Origin of the sequence: Sphingomonas arabinosi (assembly GCF_036663715.1) — a bacterium.
In the GTDB taxonomy this organism is placed as follows: domain Bacteria; phylum Pseudomonadota; class Alphaproteobacteria; order Sphingomonadales; family Sphingomonadaceae; genus Sphingomonas.
Window position 1 is genome coordinate 60,356 of the sequence record NZ_JAXOJN010000006.1, and the last position, 14,987, is coordinate 75,342.

At 65.1% G+C, this 14,987-nt stretch carries 15 protein-coding genes; 8 read left to right on the forward strand and 7 right to left on the reverse strand.

Translation table 11 applies throughout. From position 1 onward, the window contains the following. The first annotated feature begins 14 nt into the window (after positions 1 to 14). The 3 genes from hslV to U1708_RS11610 all read left to right on the forward strand — a co-directional run bounded on the left by hslV (position 15) and on the right by U1708_RS11610 (position 2,758). Entirely contained in the window at positions 15 to 557 is a 543-nt protein-coding gene (gene hslV, locus U1708_RS11600) for an ATP-dependent protease subunit HslV (protein ID WP_056053053.1), read from the forward strand. 126 nt (positions 558 to 683) lie between these two features. After that, positions 684 to 1,979: an ATP-dependent protease ATPase subunit HslU gene (hslU, locus tag U1708_RS11605; RefSeq protein WP_332745831.1), complete on the forward strand. Its 1,296-nt coding sequence runs from the start codon at positions 684 to 686 to the stop codon at positions 1,977 to 1,979. A gap of 104 nt (positions 1,980 to 2,083) precedes the next feature. Then, complete coding sequence (locus tag U1708_RS11610) at positions 2,084 to 2,758, forward strand: nitroreductase (protein ID WP_332745833.1); 675 nt, start codon at positions 2,084 to 2,086, stop codon at positions 2,756 to 2,758. Positions 2,759 to 2,834: 76 nt separating this feature from the next. On the opposite strand, the gene U1708_RS11615 is transcribed toward U1708_RS11610, so the two are convergent. From U1708_RS11615 to U1708_RS11630, 4 genes are all read right to left on the reverse strand, one after another. Further along, a complete protein-coding gene (locus tag U1708_RS11615) occupies positions 2,835 to 3,101 on the reverse strand; it encodes a hypothetical protein (RefSeq protein WP_254685121.1) in 267 nt (88 codons plus the stop codon). Positions 3,102 to 3,160: 59 nt separating this feature from the next. Continuing rightward, complete coding sequence (locus tag U1708_RS11620) at positions 3,161 to 4,591, reverse strand: DEAD/DEAH box helicase (RefSeq protein WP_332745840.1); 1,431 nt, start codon at positions 4,589 to 4,591, stop codon at positions 3,161 to 3,163. 226 nt (positions 4,592 to 4,817) lie between these two features. Further along, positions 4,818 to 5,552 (reverse strand): Crp/Fnr family transcriptional regulator, encoded by a 735-nt coding sequence (locus tag U1708_RS11625; protein WP_332745842.1) that lies wholly within the window; start codon positions 5,550 to 5,552, stop codon positions 4,818 to 4,820. A 168-nt stretch (positions 5,553 to 5,720) separates the two neighbouring features. Beyond that, entirely contained in the window at positions 5,721 to 5,951 is a 231-nt protein-coding gene (locus U1708_RS11630; RefSeq protein ID WP_332745844.1) for a DUF6894 family protein, read from the reverse strand. A 150-nt stretch (positions 5,952 to 6,101) separates the two neighbouring features. Between U1708_RS11630 and U1708_RS11635 the strand changes: the two genes are divergently transcribed. From U1708_RS11635 to U1708_RS11655, 5 genes are all read left to right on the forward strand, one after another. Next, a complete protein-coding gene (locus U1708_RS11635) occupies positions 6,102 to 7,136 on the forward strand; it encodes a fumarylacetoacetate hydrolase family protein (protein ID WP_332745846.1) in 1,035 nt (344 codons plus the stop codon). 139 nt (positions 7,137 to 7,275) lie between these two features. Then, on the forward strand, positions 7,276 to 8,565 hold the full coding sequence (locus U1708_RS11640) for a thiamine pyrophosphate-dependent enzyme (protein ID WP_332746220.1): 1,290 nt from the start codon (positions 7,276 to 7,278) through the stop codon (positions 8,563 to 8,565). A 56-nt stretch (positions 8,566 to 8,621) separates the two neighbouring features. Further along, positions 8,622 to 9,629, forward strand: a complete 1,008-nt coding sequence (locus U1708_RS11645) for an alpha-ketoacid dehydrogenase subunit beta (protein WP_253072416.1) — start codon at positions 8,622 to 8,624, stop codon at positions 9,627 to 9,629. Continuing rightward, entirely contained in the window at positions 9,629 to 10,993 is a 1,365-nt protein-coding gene (locus U1708_RS11650) for a dihydrolipoamide acetyltransferase family protein (protein ID WP_332745848.1), read from the forward strand. The genes U1708_RS11645 and U1708_RS11650 overlap by 1 nt, the downstream gene beginning before the upstream one ends. Before the next feature lie 6 nt (positions 10,994 to 10,999). After that, entirely contained in the window at positions 11,000 to 11,224 is a 225-nt protein-coding gene (locus U1708_RS11655; RefSeq protein ID WP_332745850.1) for a hypothetical protein, read from the forward strand. A 118-nt stretch (positions 11,225 to 11,342) separates the two neighbouring features. On the opposite strand, the gene U1708_RS11660 is transcribed toward U1708_RS11655, so the two are convergent. The 3 genes from U1708_RS11660 to U1708_RS11670 form a co-directional block, all read right to left on the reverse strand. Next, entirely contained in the window at positions 11,343 to 12,119 is a 777-nt protein-coding gene (locus U1708_RS11660; RefSeq protein ID WP_332745852.1) for an SDR family NAD(P)-dependent oxidoreductase, read from the reverse strand. 146 nt (positions 12,120 to 12,265) lie between these two features. Beyond that, positions 12,266 to 13,462, reverse strand: coding sequence for a thiolase family protein (locus U1708_RS11665; protein ID WP_332745854.1), 1,197 nt, complete (start codon positions 13,460 to 13,462; stop codon positions 12,266 to 12,268). A gap of 65 nt (positions 13,463 to 13,527) precedes the next feature. Further along, positions 13,528 to 14,976 (reverse strand): glucoamylase family protein, encoded by a 1,449-nt coding sequence (locus U1708_RS11670; protein ID WP_332745856.1) that lies wholly within the window; start codon positions 14,974 to 14,976, stop codon positions 13,528 to 13,530. Positions 14,977 to 14,987 lie beyond the last annotated feature (11 nt).

The following is a 14,987-nucleotide window of genomic DNA, read 5'->3' on the forward strand; positions in this document are numbered from 1 at the left end:
ACGACCCCCACGCCATGCCGACCTGGCACGGCACCACCATCCTTTCGGTCCGCCGCGGCGGCAAGGTCGTCGTCATCGGCGACGGCCAGGTCTCGATGGGCCAGACCGTCATGAAACCAAACGCGCGGAAGGTCCGCCGCCTCGGCGACGGCAGCGTCATCGGCGGGTTCGCCGGCGCAACCGCCGACGCCTTCACCCTGTTCGAGCGCCTCGAGCGGAAACTCGAAGCGCACCAGGGCCAGCTGCTGCGCGCCGCGGTCGAGCTCGCCAAGGACTGGCGCACCGACAAGTTCCTCCGCAACCTCGAAGCGATGATGATCGTCGCCGACAAGGACGTTACGCTGATCCTCACCGGCAACGGCGACGTCCTCGAACCAGAAAACGGCGTTGCCGCGATCGGCTCGGGCGGCAACTACGCGCTCGCTGCCGCCCGAGCGCTGGTAGAATACGAGACCGACGCCGAAGTGTTGTGCCGCAAGGCGATGCACATAGCGTCCGAACTCTGCGTCTACACCAACGACCGCCTCACGGTAGAAACGATGGACAGCACGACCTGACCTGTCTTCACCCCTCCCTGGAAGGGAGGGGCCGGGGGTGGGTCGGCCCGAGAGGAATCGCCGTCCGCGCCCCATACCGACCCACCCCCAACCCCTCCCTTCCAGGGAGGGGAGCAGAGTAGCCCCATGAACGACCAGCTCACCCCCAAGGCCATCGTCGCCGCGCTCGACGCCCACATCATCGGCCAAGCCGCCGCCAAGCGCGCAGTCGCCGTCGCGATGCGCAACCGCTGGCGCCGCCAGCAGCTCAGCGAAGACCTCCGCGACGAGGTCACGCCGAAGAACATCCTGATGATCGGACCGACCGGCTGCGGCAAGACCGAGATCAGCCGCCGCCTGGCGAAACTTGCCGACGCCCCCTTCGTGAAGGTCGAGGCGACCAAATTCACCGAGGTCGGCTATGTCGGCCGCGACGTCGAACAGATCGCCCGCGACCTCGTCGAGGAAGCCATTCGCCTCGAAAAGGAACGCCGCCGCGTCGCCGTCAAGGACAAGGCGGAGGAGGCGGCGATGTCGCGCCTGCTCGACGCGCTCACCGGCAAGAACGCCAGCGAGGCAACGCGCGAGAGCTTCAAGCAGCGCTTCCTCGACGGCCATCTCAACAACGCCGAAGTCGAGATCGAGATCGAGCAGGCCCCGGCCATGCCGTTCGACATCCCCGGCGGCGCGCCGCAGATGATCAATCTCGGCGAGATGATGAAGTCGTTCGGCGGCGGCCAGCAGTTGAAGCGGCGCAAGCTGACCGTTCACGCGGCGTGGGACAAGCTCGTCGAGGAAGAGGCCGACAAGCGCCTCGACCAGGACGAAGTCAGCCGCGCCGCACTGGCGGATGCGGAGGCCAACGGCATCGTCTTCCTCGACGAGATCGACAAGATTGCGGTGTCCGACGGCCGTGGCGGCTCGATCAGCCGCGAAGGCGTCCAGCGCGACCTGCTGCCTTTGATCGAGGGTACCACCGTCGCGACCAAGTACGGCCCGATGAAGACCGACCACATCCTCTTCATCGCGTCCGGCGCGTTTCATGTCGCAAAGCCGAGCGACCTGCTCCCCGAATTGCAGGGCCGCCTGCCGATCCGCGTCGAATTGAAGGGCCTCACCGAAGCCGATTTCGTCGCGATTCTGTCGGACACCAAGGCGTCGCTGCCGCTGCAATACAAGGCGCTGATCGCCACCGAAGGCGTCGGGATCGAGTTCACCGAAGACGGCATCGCCGCGATTGCCCGCATCGCCGCGGAGGTGAATGCCGAAATCGAAAACATCGGTGCCCGCCGCCTGCAGACGGTAATGGAAAAGCTGCTGGAGGAGGTAAGCTACAACGCGGAGGATCGCGGCGGCTCGAACCTGGTCATCGACGGCGCCTACGTAGACAGCCAGCTCAAGGAAATCGCCCGCAACACCGACCTAAGCCGCTTCGTACTGTAATTACACCTTCCGTTCGTGCTGAGCGAAGTCGAAGCACATGGGGCAAAGGCCCTTCGACTTCGCTCAGGGCGAACGGGGTAGGTGGGGACTACAAGGAGAAAACCATGGACGTGACCGAAGCCATAGCCGCTCGCCGCTCCGTCCGAGCCTTCCTAGACACCCCCGTCGACCCAATCTTGCTCCAAGACCTCGCAGTAAAAGCATCGCGAGCAGCAACCGGCGGCAACCTCCAGCCCTGGCACATAGCCATAGTCCAAGGCGAACCCATAGCCCGCCTCAAGGCAATAATGGCCGAAAAGATCGCAACCGGCGCCACCGAAACCCCAGCCTACGACATCTACCCGAAAGACCTGACCGCCCCCTACCGTGACCGCCGCTACGCAGTCGGCGAAGCGATGTACGCCCACCTCGGCATTCCCCGCGACGACAAGCCCGCGCGGCAGAAATGGTTCGCCCGCAATTTCGAATTCTTCGGCGCCCCGGCAGCCTATTTCTGCACGGTCGACAAACGCATGGGCCCACCACAATGGTCGGACCTCGGCATGTACCTGCAAAACCTGATGCTGCTCGCGGTGGACGCCGGGCTCGCCACCTGCCCCCAGGAATGCTGGGCGATGTATCCGGAAACGGTCGGGACGTTCCTCGACATCCCCGAAGACCGCACACTCTTCTGCGGCATGGCGATCGGCTACGAGGACAAGACCGCCCCTGCCAACGCCCTGCGCACCGAGCGCGCGGATGAGACGGAATGGTTGACGACTATCCAGCCGTCATCCTGACGAAAGTCAGGACCCAGGGTGACGGAGGGCGGCCCCTTTATGGCTCTGGATCCTGACTTTCGTCAGGATGACGGGATTACAGAACCACCGTCACCGGCTTGGCGCCCTTGATCCCAGCCAGGATCATCGCCTCCCACACCGCCGGATCACCCGCCGCGGCCATCGCCTTGTCAGGCTCGCGCAACGTCTTCAGCACTGCCAGCGCGTCGGGCAGGTAATCCGGCCACGCATCGTCGATCAGCCGCGACGCCGACTCGGCATCGCCGCCCGCATTGCAACTGATCCGCTGTCCGGCCAGCACGCGCGCGACGCGTTCGGCAACCGGTGTCGTGGAAACGTCCATGAGCATTCTCCTCGCGGGACTGGTCTATACCAAACCCGCGAGGCGAACGAATGCTCCTTTTAGCGTGCCGGGCCCGAACCCGCGCCACGCGCAGGACCACGACCGCCACCGCCGCCAGCCGGACGCCCGCCGCCCTGACCGCCGGGACGACCACCGCCCTGCGGACGACCGCCGCCGCCACCTTGACCGCCACCCTGGCCACCACGACTGGCACCCGCATAGTTGCGACCGGTCGACCCGGTCGCTCTCGGCGAATGCGTAGCGCGCGGACGTGCCGGATCGCGCGGACGATCGATCCGCACCTCGGGATCGGCGCCCATCGTCTTGACGCGCGTCTGCTTGATCTGGTTCGACAGGTTTACGAAATCGTCCGGCAGCGAGCGGACCTGGACCTTTTGGCGGGTGATCCGCTCGATGTCGCGCAGGTACGCCTTCTCGTCATCGGCGCAGAACGCGACGGCGATGCCGCTCGCGCCAGCCCGTGCAGTACGGCCGATGCGGTGGACATATTGCTCGGCGACGTTCGGCAGCTCGAAGTTGATGACGTGGCTGACGCCCGAGACGTCGATACCGCGGGCGGCGATGTCGGTCGCGATCAGGACCTTGACCTTGCCCTGCTTGAACTCGCCGAGTGCCCGCTCGCGCTGGCCCTGGCTCTTGTTGCCATGGATGGCGTTCGAGGCGATGCCGTTGCCGGCGAGCAGCTTCACGACACGGTCGGCGCCATGCTTGGTGCGCGTGAAAACGAGCGCGCGGTCGATCGCCGGATCGGCCAGCGTGATCGTCAGCAGCGCCTGCTTCTCCGACTGGTTGCAGAAGGTGACATACTGGTCGACACGCTCGGCGGTCGTCGCGGCCGGCTTCACCGACACCGTCTTCGGGTCGAGCAGGAACTGCGACGCCAGCTCGCGGATCGCGACCGGCATCGTCGCCGAGAAGAACAGCGTCTGGCGCTTCTTCGGCAGCATGCGGACGATCTTCTTCAGCGCGTGGATGAAGCCGAGATCCATCATCTGGTCGGCCTCGTCGAGCACGAGGATCTCGATCATCGACAGGTTCACGAAGCCCTGCTCGATCAGATCGATCAGGCGGCCCGGCGTTGCGACGAGGATGTCGACGCCGCGGCTCATGTCCTGGCGGTTCTTGTTGATGCTGGTGCCGCCGAACACGGTCGTCACCGACATCTTGCTGAACTGGCCGTAGGCGCGCGCGCTGTCGGCGATCTGGCTGGCAAGTTCGCGCGTCGGCGCGAGCACCAGCATACGGCAATGCGTCGGCAGGACGCGCTTCTGGTTTTCGGTCAGGCGCTGGATCGACGGCAGCACGAACGCGGCGGTCTTGCCGGTGCCGGTCTGTGCGATGCCGAGCAGATCGCCACCCTCGAGCAGGATCGGGATCGACTGCGCCTGGATCGGCGTCGGCTCGGTATAGCCCTTGGCTTCGAGCGCACGGACGAGCGGCTCGGCAAGGCCGAGGTTTGCAAATGACATGAATAGTCTCTCAATAGATGCCGGGCTCGCGAATCCACACAAGGACGCGCGAGAGGCGGTGGTGTTTTGACACCCCGCGTGAAAAGGGAAGCCCGTTGGAAACGACCGAGGCGGAGCTTGGATCTTATTCAGATCCGATCACGCTGCATGACACCTCGATGGCCGCTATCTCGTGTATCGACGTCGAAAAGTCAACCTTGCGCAGTGTGCGGAGCCGGAACGGAGATCAGGCTCGGGTTTGACCGAGGTGTAGATAACGCTCGTTGAACTCGGCGGCATCGCGCAGACCAGCCCAGTCGATGACGCTGACCTGTCGTTTCTTGCGCGCGATCAGCCCGTCGGTCTCAAGCGACTTCAGCACGCGGTTGACGTGCACCGGCGTCAAGCCGAGTGCATCGCCAAGCTGCTCCTGCGTCATCGGCAACTCATACGCCATCGCGTCGCCCGGCGTCGATTGCTTCAGCCGTACCGAGAATTCGCACAGCAGATGCGCCAGCCGACTGCGCGCGTTGCGCCGCCCGACATTGAGCAGCCATTCGCGGTGGATTGACGCTTCGACCAGCGCGTCGACCCACAGGGCCTGGCCCGCGGCCGGGCAAGCCTCGATGAACTGGCGAAGAGCTGCAATCGGCACCTCGGCGAGCGTCAGCCGGGTCAGCGCCTGGATGTCGTGATCGGATTCGTCGAGGAACAGGTTCTGCAGGTCGACGAATGCGCCGGGCATCAGGATCGAGACGATCTCGCGCTCGCCGTTGGGCGTAAGTTTTTGCCGATAGGCAAGCCCTTCGACAATAAACGCGCACCGCGTCGGGCGTTGACCTTCGCGCAGCATATAGGTCGACGCATCGATCGTCCGGACCTTGAACGGCAACGCGGCGATCTGGGCACGGTTATCCGCACTCATCGCCGTCCGCGATTCGAACTTCCGTATAACCTGTTCAGTCACGATGGAGATATCCACGTGCACTCTCCGCATCCAGTGCAGGAGCACTCGTTTCTCGCTGTCACCCTCTCTGGGATAGCGCGTTGCAACAATCCGCACCTTATCCCAGGATTGACCGAGCCGACAAAACCCATGTTATGGCAATTATGCGCGCTGTCGTCGGAATGCGGCGAACAACGGGTCCGGCTAGCCGGGTTCGTCGATCGTCACCATGACCGTCAACAGGACGCTGCCCCCTTCGTCCCGCACAGCGACGCTGAACCGGGCACCGTCGCGCGCGATAGCTGGGTGATCGCTGAGATAATCGCCCGCGAAGATGACTGCCTGGACGCGGGCATCCTCGTCATCCGCAAGGTTTGTGCCTTCGTCGTCGTCGACGTGTTTATGGTTGTCGATATCGAAGAAGTATCTGGGCATGCTCACCTTCCTCGATCGCTTCGTAAGTTCGAACCTATCAGGTCGACATTGGCTCCGCTCTTACCAAAATCAGGTTTGCCGCACGCTGAATGCTCGACTTGAACTCCGTCGCGGGCGTAGGATGCGTGCAACCATAGAGAGGATCCGCCCATGAAACTGGCCAGCCTGAAGCATCCCGACGCTACGCGCGGCAATGCGACCCAAGGCCGAGACGGCAGGCTCGTCGTCGTCTCCAACGACCTGGCCTGGTATGCCGATGCAAGCCATATCGCGCCGACTCTTCAGGCCGCGCTCGACGACTGGGACCGGCTTTCGATCGACCTGAAGAACCTGTCGACCGATCTTGAGCACGAGATGATCCCGATGCGGCGCTTCCACGAGCATGACGCCGAGTCGCCTTTGCCCCGTGCGTATCAATGGGCGGACGGCTCTGCGTACGTGAATCATGTTGCGCTTGTGCGGCAGGCGCGGGCAGCGGAAATGCCCGACAGCTTCTGGCACGATCCGCTGATGTATCAGGGCGGTTCGGACGGGTTCCTGGGACCCCGCGATCCGATCCCGCTCGCCGACGAGGCCTGGGGGTGCGACATGGAGGGCGAGGTCGTCGTCGTGACCGGCGACGTACCGCTCGGCGCGAGTCGCGATGAGGCGTTGGCGGCGATCCTGCTGGTCGGGCTGACCAACGACGTAAGCTTGCGCAACCTGATCCCTGGCGAACTCGGCAAGGGGTTCGGCTTCTTCCAATCGAAACCGGCAAGCGCCTTCTCGCCCGTCTTCGTCACCCCCGACGCGCTCGGCGACTGGTGGAAGGACGGCAAGCTGCATCGCAAGCTGATGGTCGATTTCAACGGTCAGCCGCTCGGACGCGCCGAGGCAGGTGAGAACATGACCTTCGATTTCGGCACGCTGGTCGCCCACGCCGCGAAAACGCGGAAGCTGGGCGCGGGGACGATCGTCGGCTCCGGCACCGTCTCGAACCGCGGCCCCGATGGTGGTCCCGGCAAGTCGGTAGCCGAGGGCGGCGTTGGCTATTCCTGTCTCGCCGAGGTGCGGACGATCGAGACGATCCAGGGTGGCAAGCCCGTCACGCCGTTCCTCAAGAATGGCGACGTCGTCCGCATCTGGGCGGAGGACGACAAGCGCCATCCGATCTTCGGCGTTATCGAGCAGACCGTCGGCGGCTGATTCTACCGGAGGGGGAGAAAAAATCCGCGCGGCACATCGTGAATGCGCAACTCCCCCTCGCAATCTGCGTTGAAATTTAATAACAAGCCTCGGTAAGAGTGTTCCGCGGTCACAGCGGCCTCATGGAGATGGAATGACGATGGCAAGCGAGCATCCGCGCGCCAATTTGCAGCCGCTTACGCTGCATATCCCGGAGCCGAAGTTCCGCCCCGGCGACGCGGTGGACTTTGCCGAAGTCGACGTGCCCCCCGCAGGTGAAGCACGCCGCCCCGATACCGCGGACAAGGCGTCCGACTTCACCGATCTCGCCTACACCTTGGTCCGCGTGCTTGACGATGACGGCAACGCGGTCGGCCCGTGGGATCCGAAGCTATCGCCCGACGTAATGCGCCGTATGTTGCGCAGCATGGCGCTGCTCCGCGCGTTCGACGAGCGCATGTTCCGCGCGCAGCGGCAGGGCAAGACCAGCTTCTACATGAAGGCGCTGGGCGAGGAGGCGGTCGCGGTCGCGGCGGCCTATGCGCTCGATTACGAGGACATGTGCTTCCCGTCCTACCGCCAGCAGGGCCTGCTGATCGCACGGGGCTGGAGCCTCGTCGACATGATGAATCAGATCTATTCGAACACGGCCGATAGGCTCGGCGGCAAGCAGCTGCCGATCATGTATTCGGTCAAGGAAGCCGGCTTCTTCTCGATCTCCGGCAACCTGACAACGCAGTATCCGCAGGCAGTAGGCTGGGCGATGGCTTCCGCCGCCAAGGGAGACACGCGGATCGCCGCGACCTGGTGCGGCGAGGGCTCGACCGCCGAGGGGGACTTCCACTCGGCGCTGACATTCGCGACGGTTTACCGCGCGCCTGTGATCTTCAACATCGTCAACAACCAGTGGGCGATCTCCAGCTTCTCCGGGTTCGCCGGCGCCGAGGCGACGACCTTCGCCGCCCGCGCGGTCGGCTATGGGATCGCCGGGCTCCGGGTCGACGGCAACGACGCGCTGGCGGTCTACGCCGCGACCGAATGGGCCGCCGAACGCGCACGCACCAACCAGGGCCCGACGCTGATCGAGCACTTCACCTACCGCGCGGAAGGCCATTCGACCTCGGACGATCCCGGCCAGTATCGCAGCGAAGGCGAGCCCAACGCCTGGCCGCTCGGTGACCCGATCAAGCGCCTCAAGGACCACCTGATCGCGATCGGCGAATGGGACGAGGAACGCCACGCCGCGCAGGACAAGGAACTCGCCGAGCAGGTCAAGGCCGCGCAGAAGGAAGCCGAGAAGAACGGCATCCTCGGCCACGGCCTGCACCAGCCGCTCGAGTCGCTGTTCGACGGCGTGTTCGAGGAAATACCCTGGCATCTGAAGGAGCAGCGTCAGCAGATGCTCGACGAGGAATCCGCGAGCGGCCGCCCCTGGGATCACAAGGCATGAGCGACATGATCGAGGCACCCGAGTCCGAAGCAGCGGGCGCAGAACCGACCACCCGCATGAACATGATCCAGGCGATCAACTCCGCCATGGACATCATGATGGAGCGCGACCCCGACGTGATCGTGATGGGCGAGGACGTCGGCTATTTCGGCGGCGTGTTCCGCGCCACCGCCGGGCTGCAAGCCAAGCACGGCAAGACGCGCGTGTTCGACACGCCGATCACCGAATGCGGCATCATCGGCGTCGCGGTCGGCATGGGCGCGTACGGCTTGCGTCCCGTCCCCGAGATCCAGTTCGCCGACTACATCTACCCCGCGCTCGACCAGCTCGTCTCCGAAGCCGCGCGCCTGCGCTATCGCTCGGCGGGCGAGTTCACCTCGCCGATCACGGTTCGCTCGCCGTTCGGCGGCGGCATCTTCGGCGGCCAGACGCACAGCCAGTCGCCGGAGGGGCTCTTCACCCACATGTCCGGCATCAAGACGGTCATTCCGTCGACGCCCTACGACGCCAAGGGCCTGTTGATCGCCGCGATCGAGGACAATGATCCGACGCTCTTCTTCGAACCCAAGCGCATCTATAACGGCCCGTTCGACGGCTATTGGGATCGCCCGTCGCAGAACTGGTCGAAGCATCCCGCGGGCGAAGTCCCGACCGGCTATTACAAGATCGAGCTCGGCAAGGCGAAGATCGTCCGCGCGGGCGAGGCGCTCACCATCCTCGCCTACGGAACGATGGTCCATGTCTGCACGGCCGTGGTCGCCGAGGCAGGAATCGATGCCGAGATCGTCGACCTTCGCACGCTCGTGCCGCTCGATATCGAGACGATCGAGGCGTCGGTGAAGAAGACCGGCCGCTGCATGATCGTCCACGAGGCGACTCGCACCAGCGGCTTCGGCGCGGAGCTGTCGGCGATCGTCCAGGAACGCTGTTTCTACCATCTCGAGGCACCGATCGAGCGCGTGACCGGGTTCGACACGCCGTACCCGCACAGCCTCGAATGGGCCTATTTCCCGGGGCCCGTCCGCATCGGCGAAGCCCTGAAAAAGATCATGAAGGACGCATAATGGCCCGCTTCACCTTCAAACTGCCGGACATCGGCGAAGGCATCTCCGAGGCTGAGATCGTCGCCTGGCACGTCGCCATCGGCGACCGCGTCGAGGAGGACTCGCCGATCGCCGACATGATGACCGACAAGGCCACCGTCGAGATGGAGTCGCCGGTGACCGGCGTCGTCGTCGAACTCGCAGGCGAGGTCGGCGACCAGGTGTCGATCGGCGCCGCGCTGGTGGTGATCGAGACGGATGCGGTGGAGGTGGCAGACGAAGTCGTCGCCGCGCCGCTGACCTCCGCCCAGGCCGAAACCGCCGAGCAATACGAAGCCGAAAACCCAGGCGTCGAAGAGGTGGTTGATCCAACTCCCTCTCCCCTCCGGGGAGAGGGTCGGGGAGAAGGGCAGCCCCAGGCGGAAACGCCGGCAACTGCCCCAACCCCTCACCCCAGCCCTCTCCCCGCAGGGGAGAGGGAGCAGAAGGCGCATGCCCTCGCTGCGGCGGAGACCGAGCACAAGGCCCACGCCCTCGCCTCCCCCGCAGTCCGAGCCCGCGCCCGCGACCTCGGCATCGACCTAGCCTCGGTAAAGACCGACTCCGACCGAGTCCGCCACGCCGACCTCGACGCCTACCTCCGCTACGGCTCAGGCGAAGGCTACCACCCCCCGCACGCGTCGCGCGCCCGCGAAGACCAGCCGATCAAGGTCATCGGCATGCGCCGTCGCATCGCCGAGAACATGGCCGCGTCGAAGCGCGCGATCCCGCACTTCACCTATGTCGACGAGATCGACGTCACCGCCCTCGAAGCGATGCGCGCCGACCTCAACGCCAACCGCGGCGGCCGCCCAAAGCTGACGATGCTGCCGTTGATGATCGTCGCGATCTGCAAGACGATCCCCGACTTCCCGATGCTCAACGCGCGCTACGACGACGAGGCGGGCGTGGTGACGCGGCACGGCAGCATCCACCTCGGCATGGCCGCACAGACCGATGCGGGGCTCACCGTCCCCGTGATCCGCGATGCACAGGACCGCAACGTCTGGCAGCTCGCAACCGAGATCACGCGGCTCGCGGAAGCGGCCCGCGCGGGCAAGCTCGCCCCCAGCGAAATGGGCGGCGGGACGATCACCGTAACCTCGCTCGGCCCGCTCGGCGGCATCGCTACGACCCCGGTCATAAACCGTCCCGAAGTCGCGATCATCGGCCCCAACAAGATCGTCGAACGCCCGGTCTTCAAGGGCGACGAAGTGGTCCGCGCCAAGCTGATGAACCTGTCGATCAGTTGCGACCACCGCGTCGTCGACGGCTGGGATGCGGCAAGCTTCGTCCAGGGCTTGAAGAAGTACCTCGAAACGCCCGTCCTTCTCTTCGCGGACTGAACGAGCATGAAGGGCATTCACCACGGCGACCTGACGATCGAAGGTCGTTTCGAGGGGATGCTCGACGGCATTGCGATCGTCCCGGCCGGCGCCACCGTCGAAATCGCCGGCATGATCGACGGCACGCTGATCGTCGAGCCGGGCGCGACCGTCCTTATCAGCGGCATGGTCGACGGGAAAATCATCGATCGCGGCGGCCACATCACCGTAACCGGAATGCTGGGCCGCTAGCCGTCGAGCGCGCTCCGTTTCGGGATTGAAAGTCCCAAACAATCCTTCCCCGCCAGGGGAGGTGGCAGGCAAAGTCTGACGGAGGGGGGGGCAAGCGAGACCAGTGTTTAGGTCCACCTCACCCCCGCGCTTTCTGCAAAGACCCCGCGATCCGCCGCGCAAGACTCCACGGGGTAAACCGTATCCCCTCGGCCATTGCAAAGTTAAGCGCACCCGACACCTTCACAGCGCGGTTCGCTGCCAGCGCCGCCAACCCGTCGCGCACCACCGCCGCCGGGTCGCTCGCCAATCGCTCGAACAGCGCGGTATCGCCCAGCCCCGCAACATCCGCGAACTCGGTCCGCGTAGGCCCTGGACACAGCGCCGCGACCCGCACGCCCTTGCCCTTCACCTCCTCGTGCAGCGCCTCGGAAAAGCTCAGCACGAATGCCTTGCTCGCATAATAGACCGCCATCCACGGCCCCGGCTGAAACGACGCGACCGAAGCAAGGTTGAGGATCCCGCCAGACCCGCGCATGATCATTTGCGGCAGCACGGCATGCGTCAGCGCCACCAGCGCCCGACAATTAAGATCGATCATCCCAAGTTGCAGCGCGCCATCGAGGTCCGCGAAATCCCCCCGCGCACCAAACCCGGCATTGTTGATCAGCACGTCGATCGGCAACGCAGCGGCTGCAATGGCGGCAATGAGCGTGTCCGGACCATCATGATCCGCAAGATCGGCAGCGAACACATGCACCGTGACGCCGTGCGCCCCGCGCAGTTCAGTAGCCAACGCTTCGAGCCGATCGACCCGACGCGCGGTCAGGATCAGCGTGTTGCCCTGGGCGGCTAGCGCTCGCGCAAAGCCTTCGCCCAACCCCGCCGACGCACCGGTGATCAATGCCGTCGTCATAGCCCCACACCCCTGTCCTAGAAGCCACGAACCTGCGCCGCTGCGAATGTCCCGGCAACATCTCTCTCTTCCATCGGGGAGAGGGAAGGGGCCCACGGCGTCTTCGCCGTGGGAAGGGTGAGGGCACGCCTGCGTCGGGTTCAACATCAAACGATCTCGAACAGCCCCGCCGCACCCATGCCCCCAGCCGTGCACATCGACACGACGACATAGCGCACGCCGCGCTTGCGCCCCTCGATCAACGCATGCCCAACCAGCCTCGACCCAGTCATCCCGAACGGATGCCCGACCGCGATCGCGCCGCCATTGACGTTATACTTCTCCGGATCGATCCCGAGGAAATCCCGGCAATACAAACACTGCGACGCAAACGCCTCGTTCAGCTCCCAAAGCCCGATGTCGCCAACCGACAATCCCGCGCGCTCAAGCAACTTCGGGATCGCGAACACCGGCCCGATCCCCATCTCCGCCGGGCTGCACCCCGCCGCCTGGAACCCGCGATAGATGCCGAGGATGTCCTTCCCCTCGGCCTCCGCAGTCCGGCGATCCATCAGCAACTGCGCGGAAGCGCCGTCCGACAACTGGCTCGCGTTGCCAGCGGTCACGCTCGATCCCGGCCCGGAGAACTCGCCCCCCGGCCACACCGTCTTCAAGCCCCGCAGACCCTCCAGCGTCGTGCTAGCGCGAATGCCCTCGTCCTGCGACAAGGTGACGCTCTCGATCCCGGCATGCGCGCCCTGCTTGTCGAACAGCGCCTTCTCGACCGTGATCGGCACGATCTCCTCGACAAACGCCCCGCTGGCCAGTCCCGCCGTCGCGCGCTGCTGGCTCATAGCGGCATATTCGTCCTGCGCCTCGCGACTGATCCCGTATTTCTCCGCAACGATCTCCGCGGTCTCGATCATCGGGATATACGCTGCGGGCTCCTTCGCAACGACGCTCGCATTGACGAACCGCGGCGCATCCTTGGTCACGGTGTAGCTGATCGACTCCATCCCGCCGGCGAGCGCGACGTCGGCCTCGTCGCAGATGATCGTCCGCGCCGCGAGCGCCACCGCGGTCAGGCCCGATCCGCATTTCCGATCGAGCGTGAATGCCGGCACCGACTCCGGCAGCCCGCCGGCGAAGACCGCCATCCGCCCGGCGTTGCCGCCCTGCGTACCCCATTGATTGCCGACGCCCCAAAACACCTCGTTGATCCGCGCCGGATCGATCCCCGCACGCTCGACCACCGCGTTCATCACGTGCCCCGCCAGCACCGGCGCCTCGGTCGCATTGAAAGCGCCGCGATACGCCTTGCCGATAACGGTACGGGCAGTCGAGACGATGGCGGCTTCACGCATGCTAGAACCTTTCGAGGATCGGGTATGTCGATGCTCTAGGCGTTCCGGCGTTGCGGGGAAAGCCCTCAGGGCACCCGCGCCAGCCAGCCACCGGTGAATCCCGCACGGTCCAGCCCACGGCGGATATGCGGGTTTCGCCGCATCGTGTTCCACACCATGCCGGTCCGCCAATTCTCGATCATCGCGACGATCGGTCCCTGGTCGATGCCGAGATAATCGACGTCGACCCAGCCAACGCCGGGTACGATCCGGCCATGCTTCAGCGGCTCGCGCACTTCCGTCAGCGTCGGGTTGAACGCATCGAAGAAGCCGTATTTGCCATAGATTCCCTTGCCATAGCGATCGTGCATCGCGGTGATCGCGGGGACGACGAGATCCGGCGCGAACACGATCGATCCGACCGCGGCGGTCGGCGCCAGCGTCCCGTCGTCGCGCGCGCCGGGGCCCCGTTCGGAGTAGCTGAAGAACTCGCGCGGCCGCCCGCTGATCGTCGCCTTGAAATCGCCCGGCCCGTCGCACGCGGTCAGGCCCCAGACGTCGGGGCCATAGCCGGCGAACCCACCTGCATTCGCGATCGCATAGTCGCGCTGAGCGATCGTCGCCCGCTTGCTGTTCTCGAAATAATCCATGTCCTTGGTCGCGATATAGGCGTCGCGAATGCCACGGAAATCTACCCAGACATGGCTGTATTGGTGCACGAACATCGGTGGGTAATGGAGATGATCGCCGCGCCACGACGGCTCGAACTTTTCAGTTAGCGCACCCCAGGTCGACGGCGGCAGCGGATGCGTCGGCGACCCCAGCGCGAGCAGATACATCAGCATCCCCTCGTTGTAGATATTCCAGTCGCTTGGGATGAAGCCGCTTTCGGGATGCCAGCCCATCGACAGGAACGGCGCACGCGGCGTGATCCACGTCCAGTCCACCGCGCCGTATATCTGGTCCGCCAGGGCACGGATCCGTTGTTCCTCAGGATGGTCGCCATCGAACCAGCTCTGCGCGAACAGCATCCCGCCGAGCAGCAGCGCCGTATCGATCGTCGACAGTTCCGCGCGCGCGAACCGCTGACCCTTGGTGATGCCGAGAAAGTGGTAGAAGAATCCCTTGTATCCGCTTTTGCCGGTCGGCTCGGGGCCCATCGGTGCGATCGCGAAGAACTCCAGCGTTGCCAGAGTCCGCTTGCGCGCCTGCCCGCGCGTGACCCAGCCGTTGACGACGCCAATCGGATACGCGGTCAGCGCGAACCCGACCGCGGCGATCGACGAGAAGGACGGCGTCGGCCACCGATCGAGGGCGAGCCCGGTGACCGGGTCGGTCGTGTCCCAGAAGTACAGGAACGCACGCTCCTGCAGATTGTCGATCAGCGGGTTGGCGGACGGCGGCGGTTCGGGCGGCGGCGTGCTGGTAACGCTTTCGATCGCCTCGATCAGCGGCCGCCCGACCGATGTGCATCCCGCGGTAAGTCCCCCGAGCGAGATCGCCCCGGTGCCGAGAAACTGCCGTCGATCGAGCATCCGAACTCCTG

What these genes read in the sequence shown, in the direction of transcription:
- hslV (WP_056053053.1), top strand. Translation starts at nt 15, where the DNA reads ATGCCGACCTGGCACGGCACCACCATCCTTTCGGTCCGCCGCGGCGGC.
- hslU (WP_332745831.1), top strand. Translation starts at nt 684, where the DNA reads ATGAACGACCAGCTCACCCCCAAGGCCATCGTCGCCGCGCTCGACGCC.
- U1708_RS11610 (WP_332745833.1), top strand. Translation starts at nt 2,084, where the DNA reads ATGGACGTGACCGAAGCCATAGCCGCTCGCCGCTCCGTCCGAGCCTTC.
- U1708_RS11615 (WP_254685121.1), bottom strand. Translation starts at nt 3,101, where the DNA reads ATGGACGTTTCCACGACACCGGTTGCCGAACGCGTCGCGCGCGTGCTG.
- U1708_RS11620 (WP_332745840.1), bottom strand. Translation starts at nt 4,591, where the DNA reads ATGTCATTTGCAAACCTCGGCCTTGCCGAGCCGCTCGTCCGTGCGCTC.
- U1708_RS11630 (WP_332745844.1), bottom strand. Translation starts at nt 5,951, where the DNA reads ATGCCCAGATACTTCTTCGATATCGACAACCATAAACACGTCGACGAC.
- U1708_RS11635 (WP_332745846.1), top strand. Translation starts at nt 6,102, where the DNA reads ATGAAACTGGCCAGCCTGAAGCATCCCGACGCTACGCGCGGCAATGCG.
- U1708_RS11640 (WP_332746220.1), top strand. Translation starts at nt 7,276, where the DNA reads ATGGCAAGCGAGCATCCGCGCGCCAATTTGCAGCCGCTTACGCTGCAT.
- U1708_RS11645 (WP_253072416.1), top strand. Translation starts at nt 8,622, where the DNA reads ATGAACATGATCCAGGCGATCAACTCCGCCATGGACATCATGATGGAG.
- U1708_RS11650 (WP_332745848.1), top strand. Translation starts at nt 9,629, where the DNA reads ATGGCCCGCTTCACCTTCAAACTGCCGGACATCGGCGAAGGCATCTCC.
- U1708_RS11655 (WP_332745850.1), top strand. Translation starts at nt 11,000, where the DNA reads ATGAAGGGCATTCACCACGGCGACCTGACGATCGAAGGTCGTTTCGAG.
- U1708_RS11660 (WP_332745852.1), bottom strand. Translation starts at nt 12,119, where the DNA reads ATGACGACGGCATTGATCACCGGTGCGTCGGCGGGGTTGGGCGAAGGC.
- U1708_RS11665 (WP_332745854.1), bottom strand. Translation starts at nt 13,462, where the DNA reads ATGCGTGAAGCCGCCATCGTCTCGACTGCCCGTACCGTTATCGGCAAG.
- U1708_RS11670 (WP_332745856.1), bottom strand. Translation starts at nt 14,976, where the DNA reads ATGCTCGATCGACGGCAGTTTCTCGGCACCGGGGCGATCTCGCTCGGG.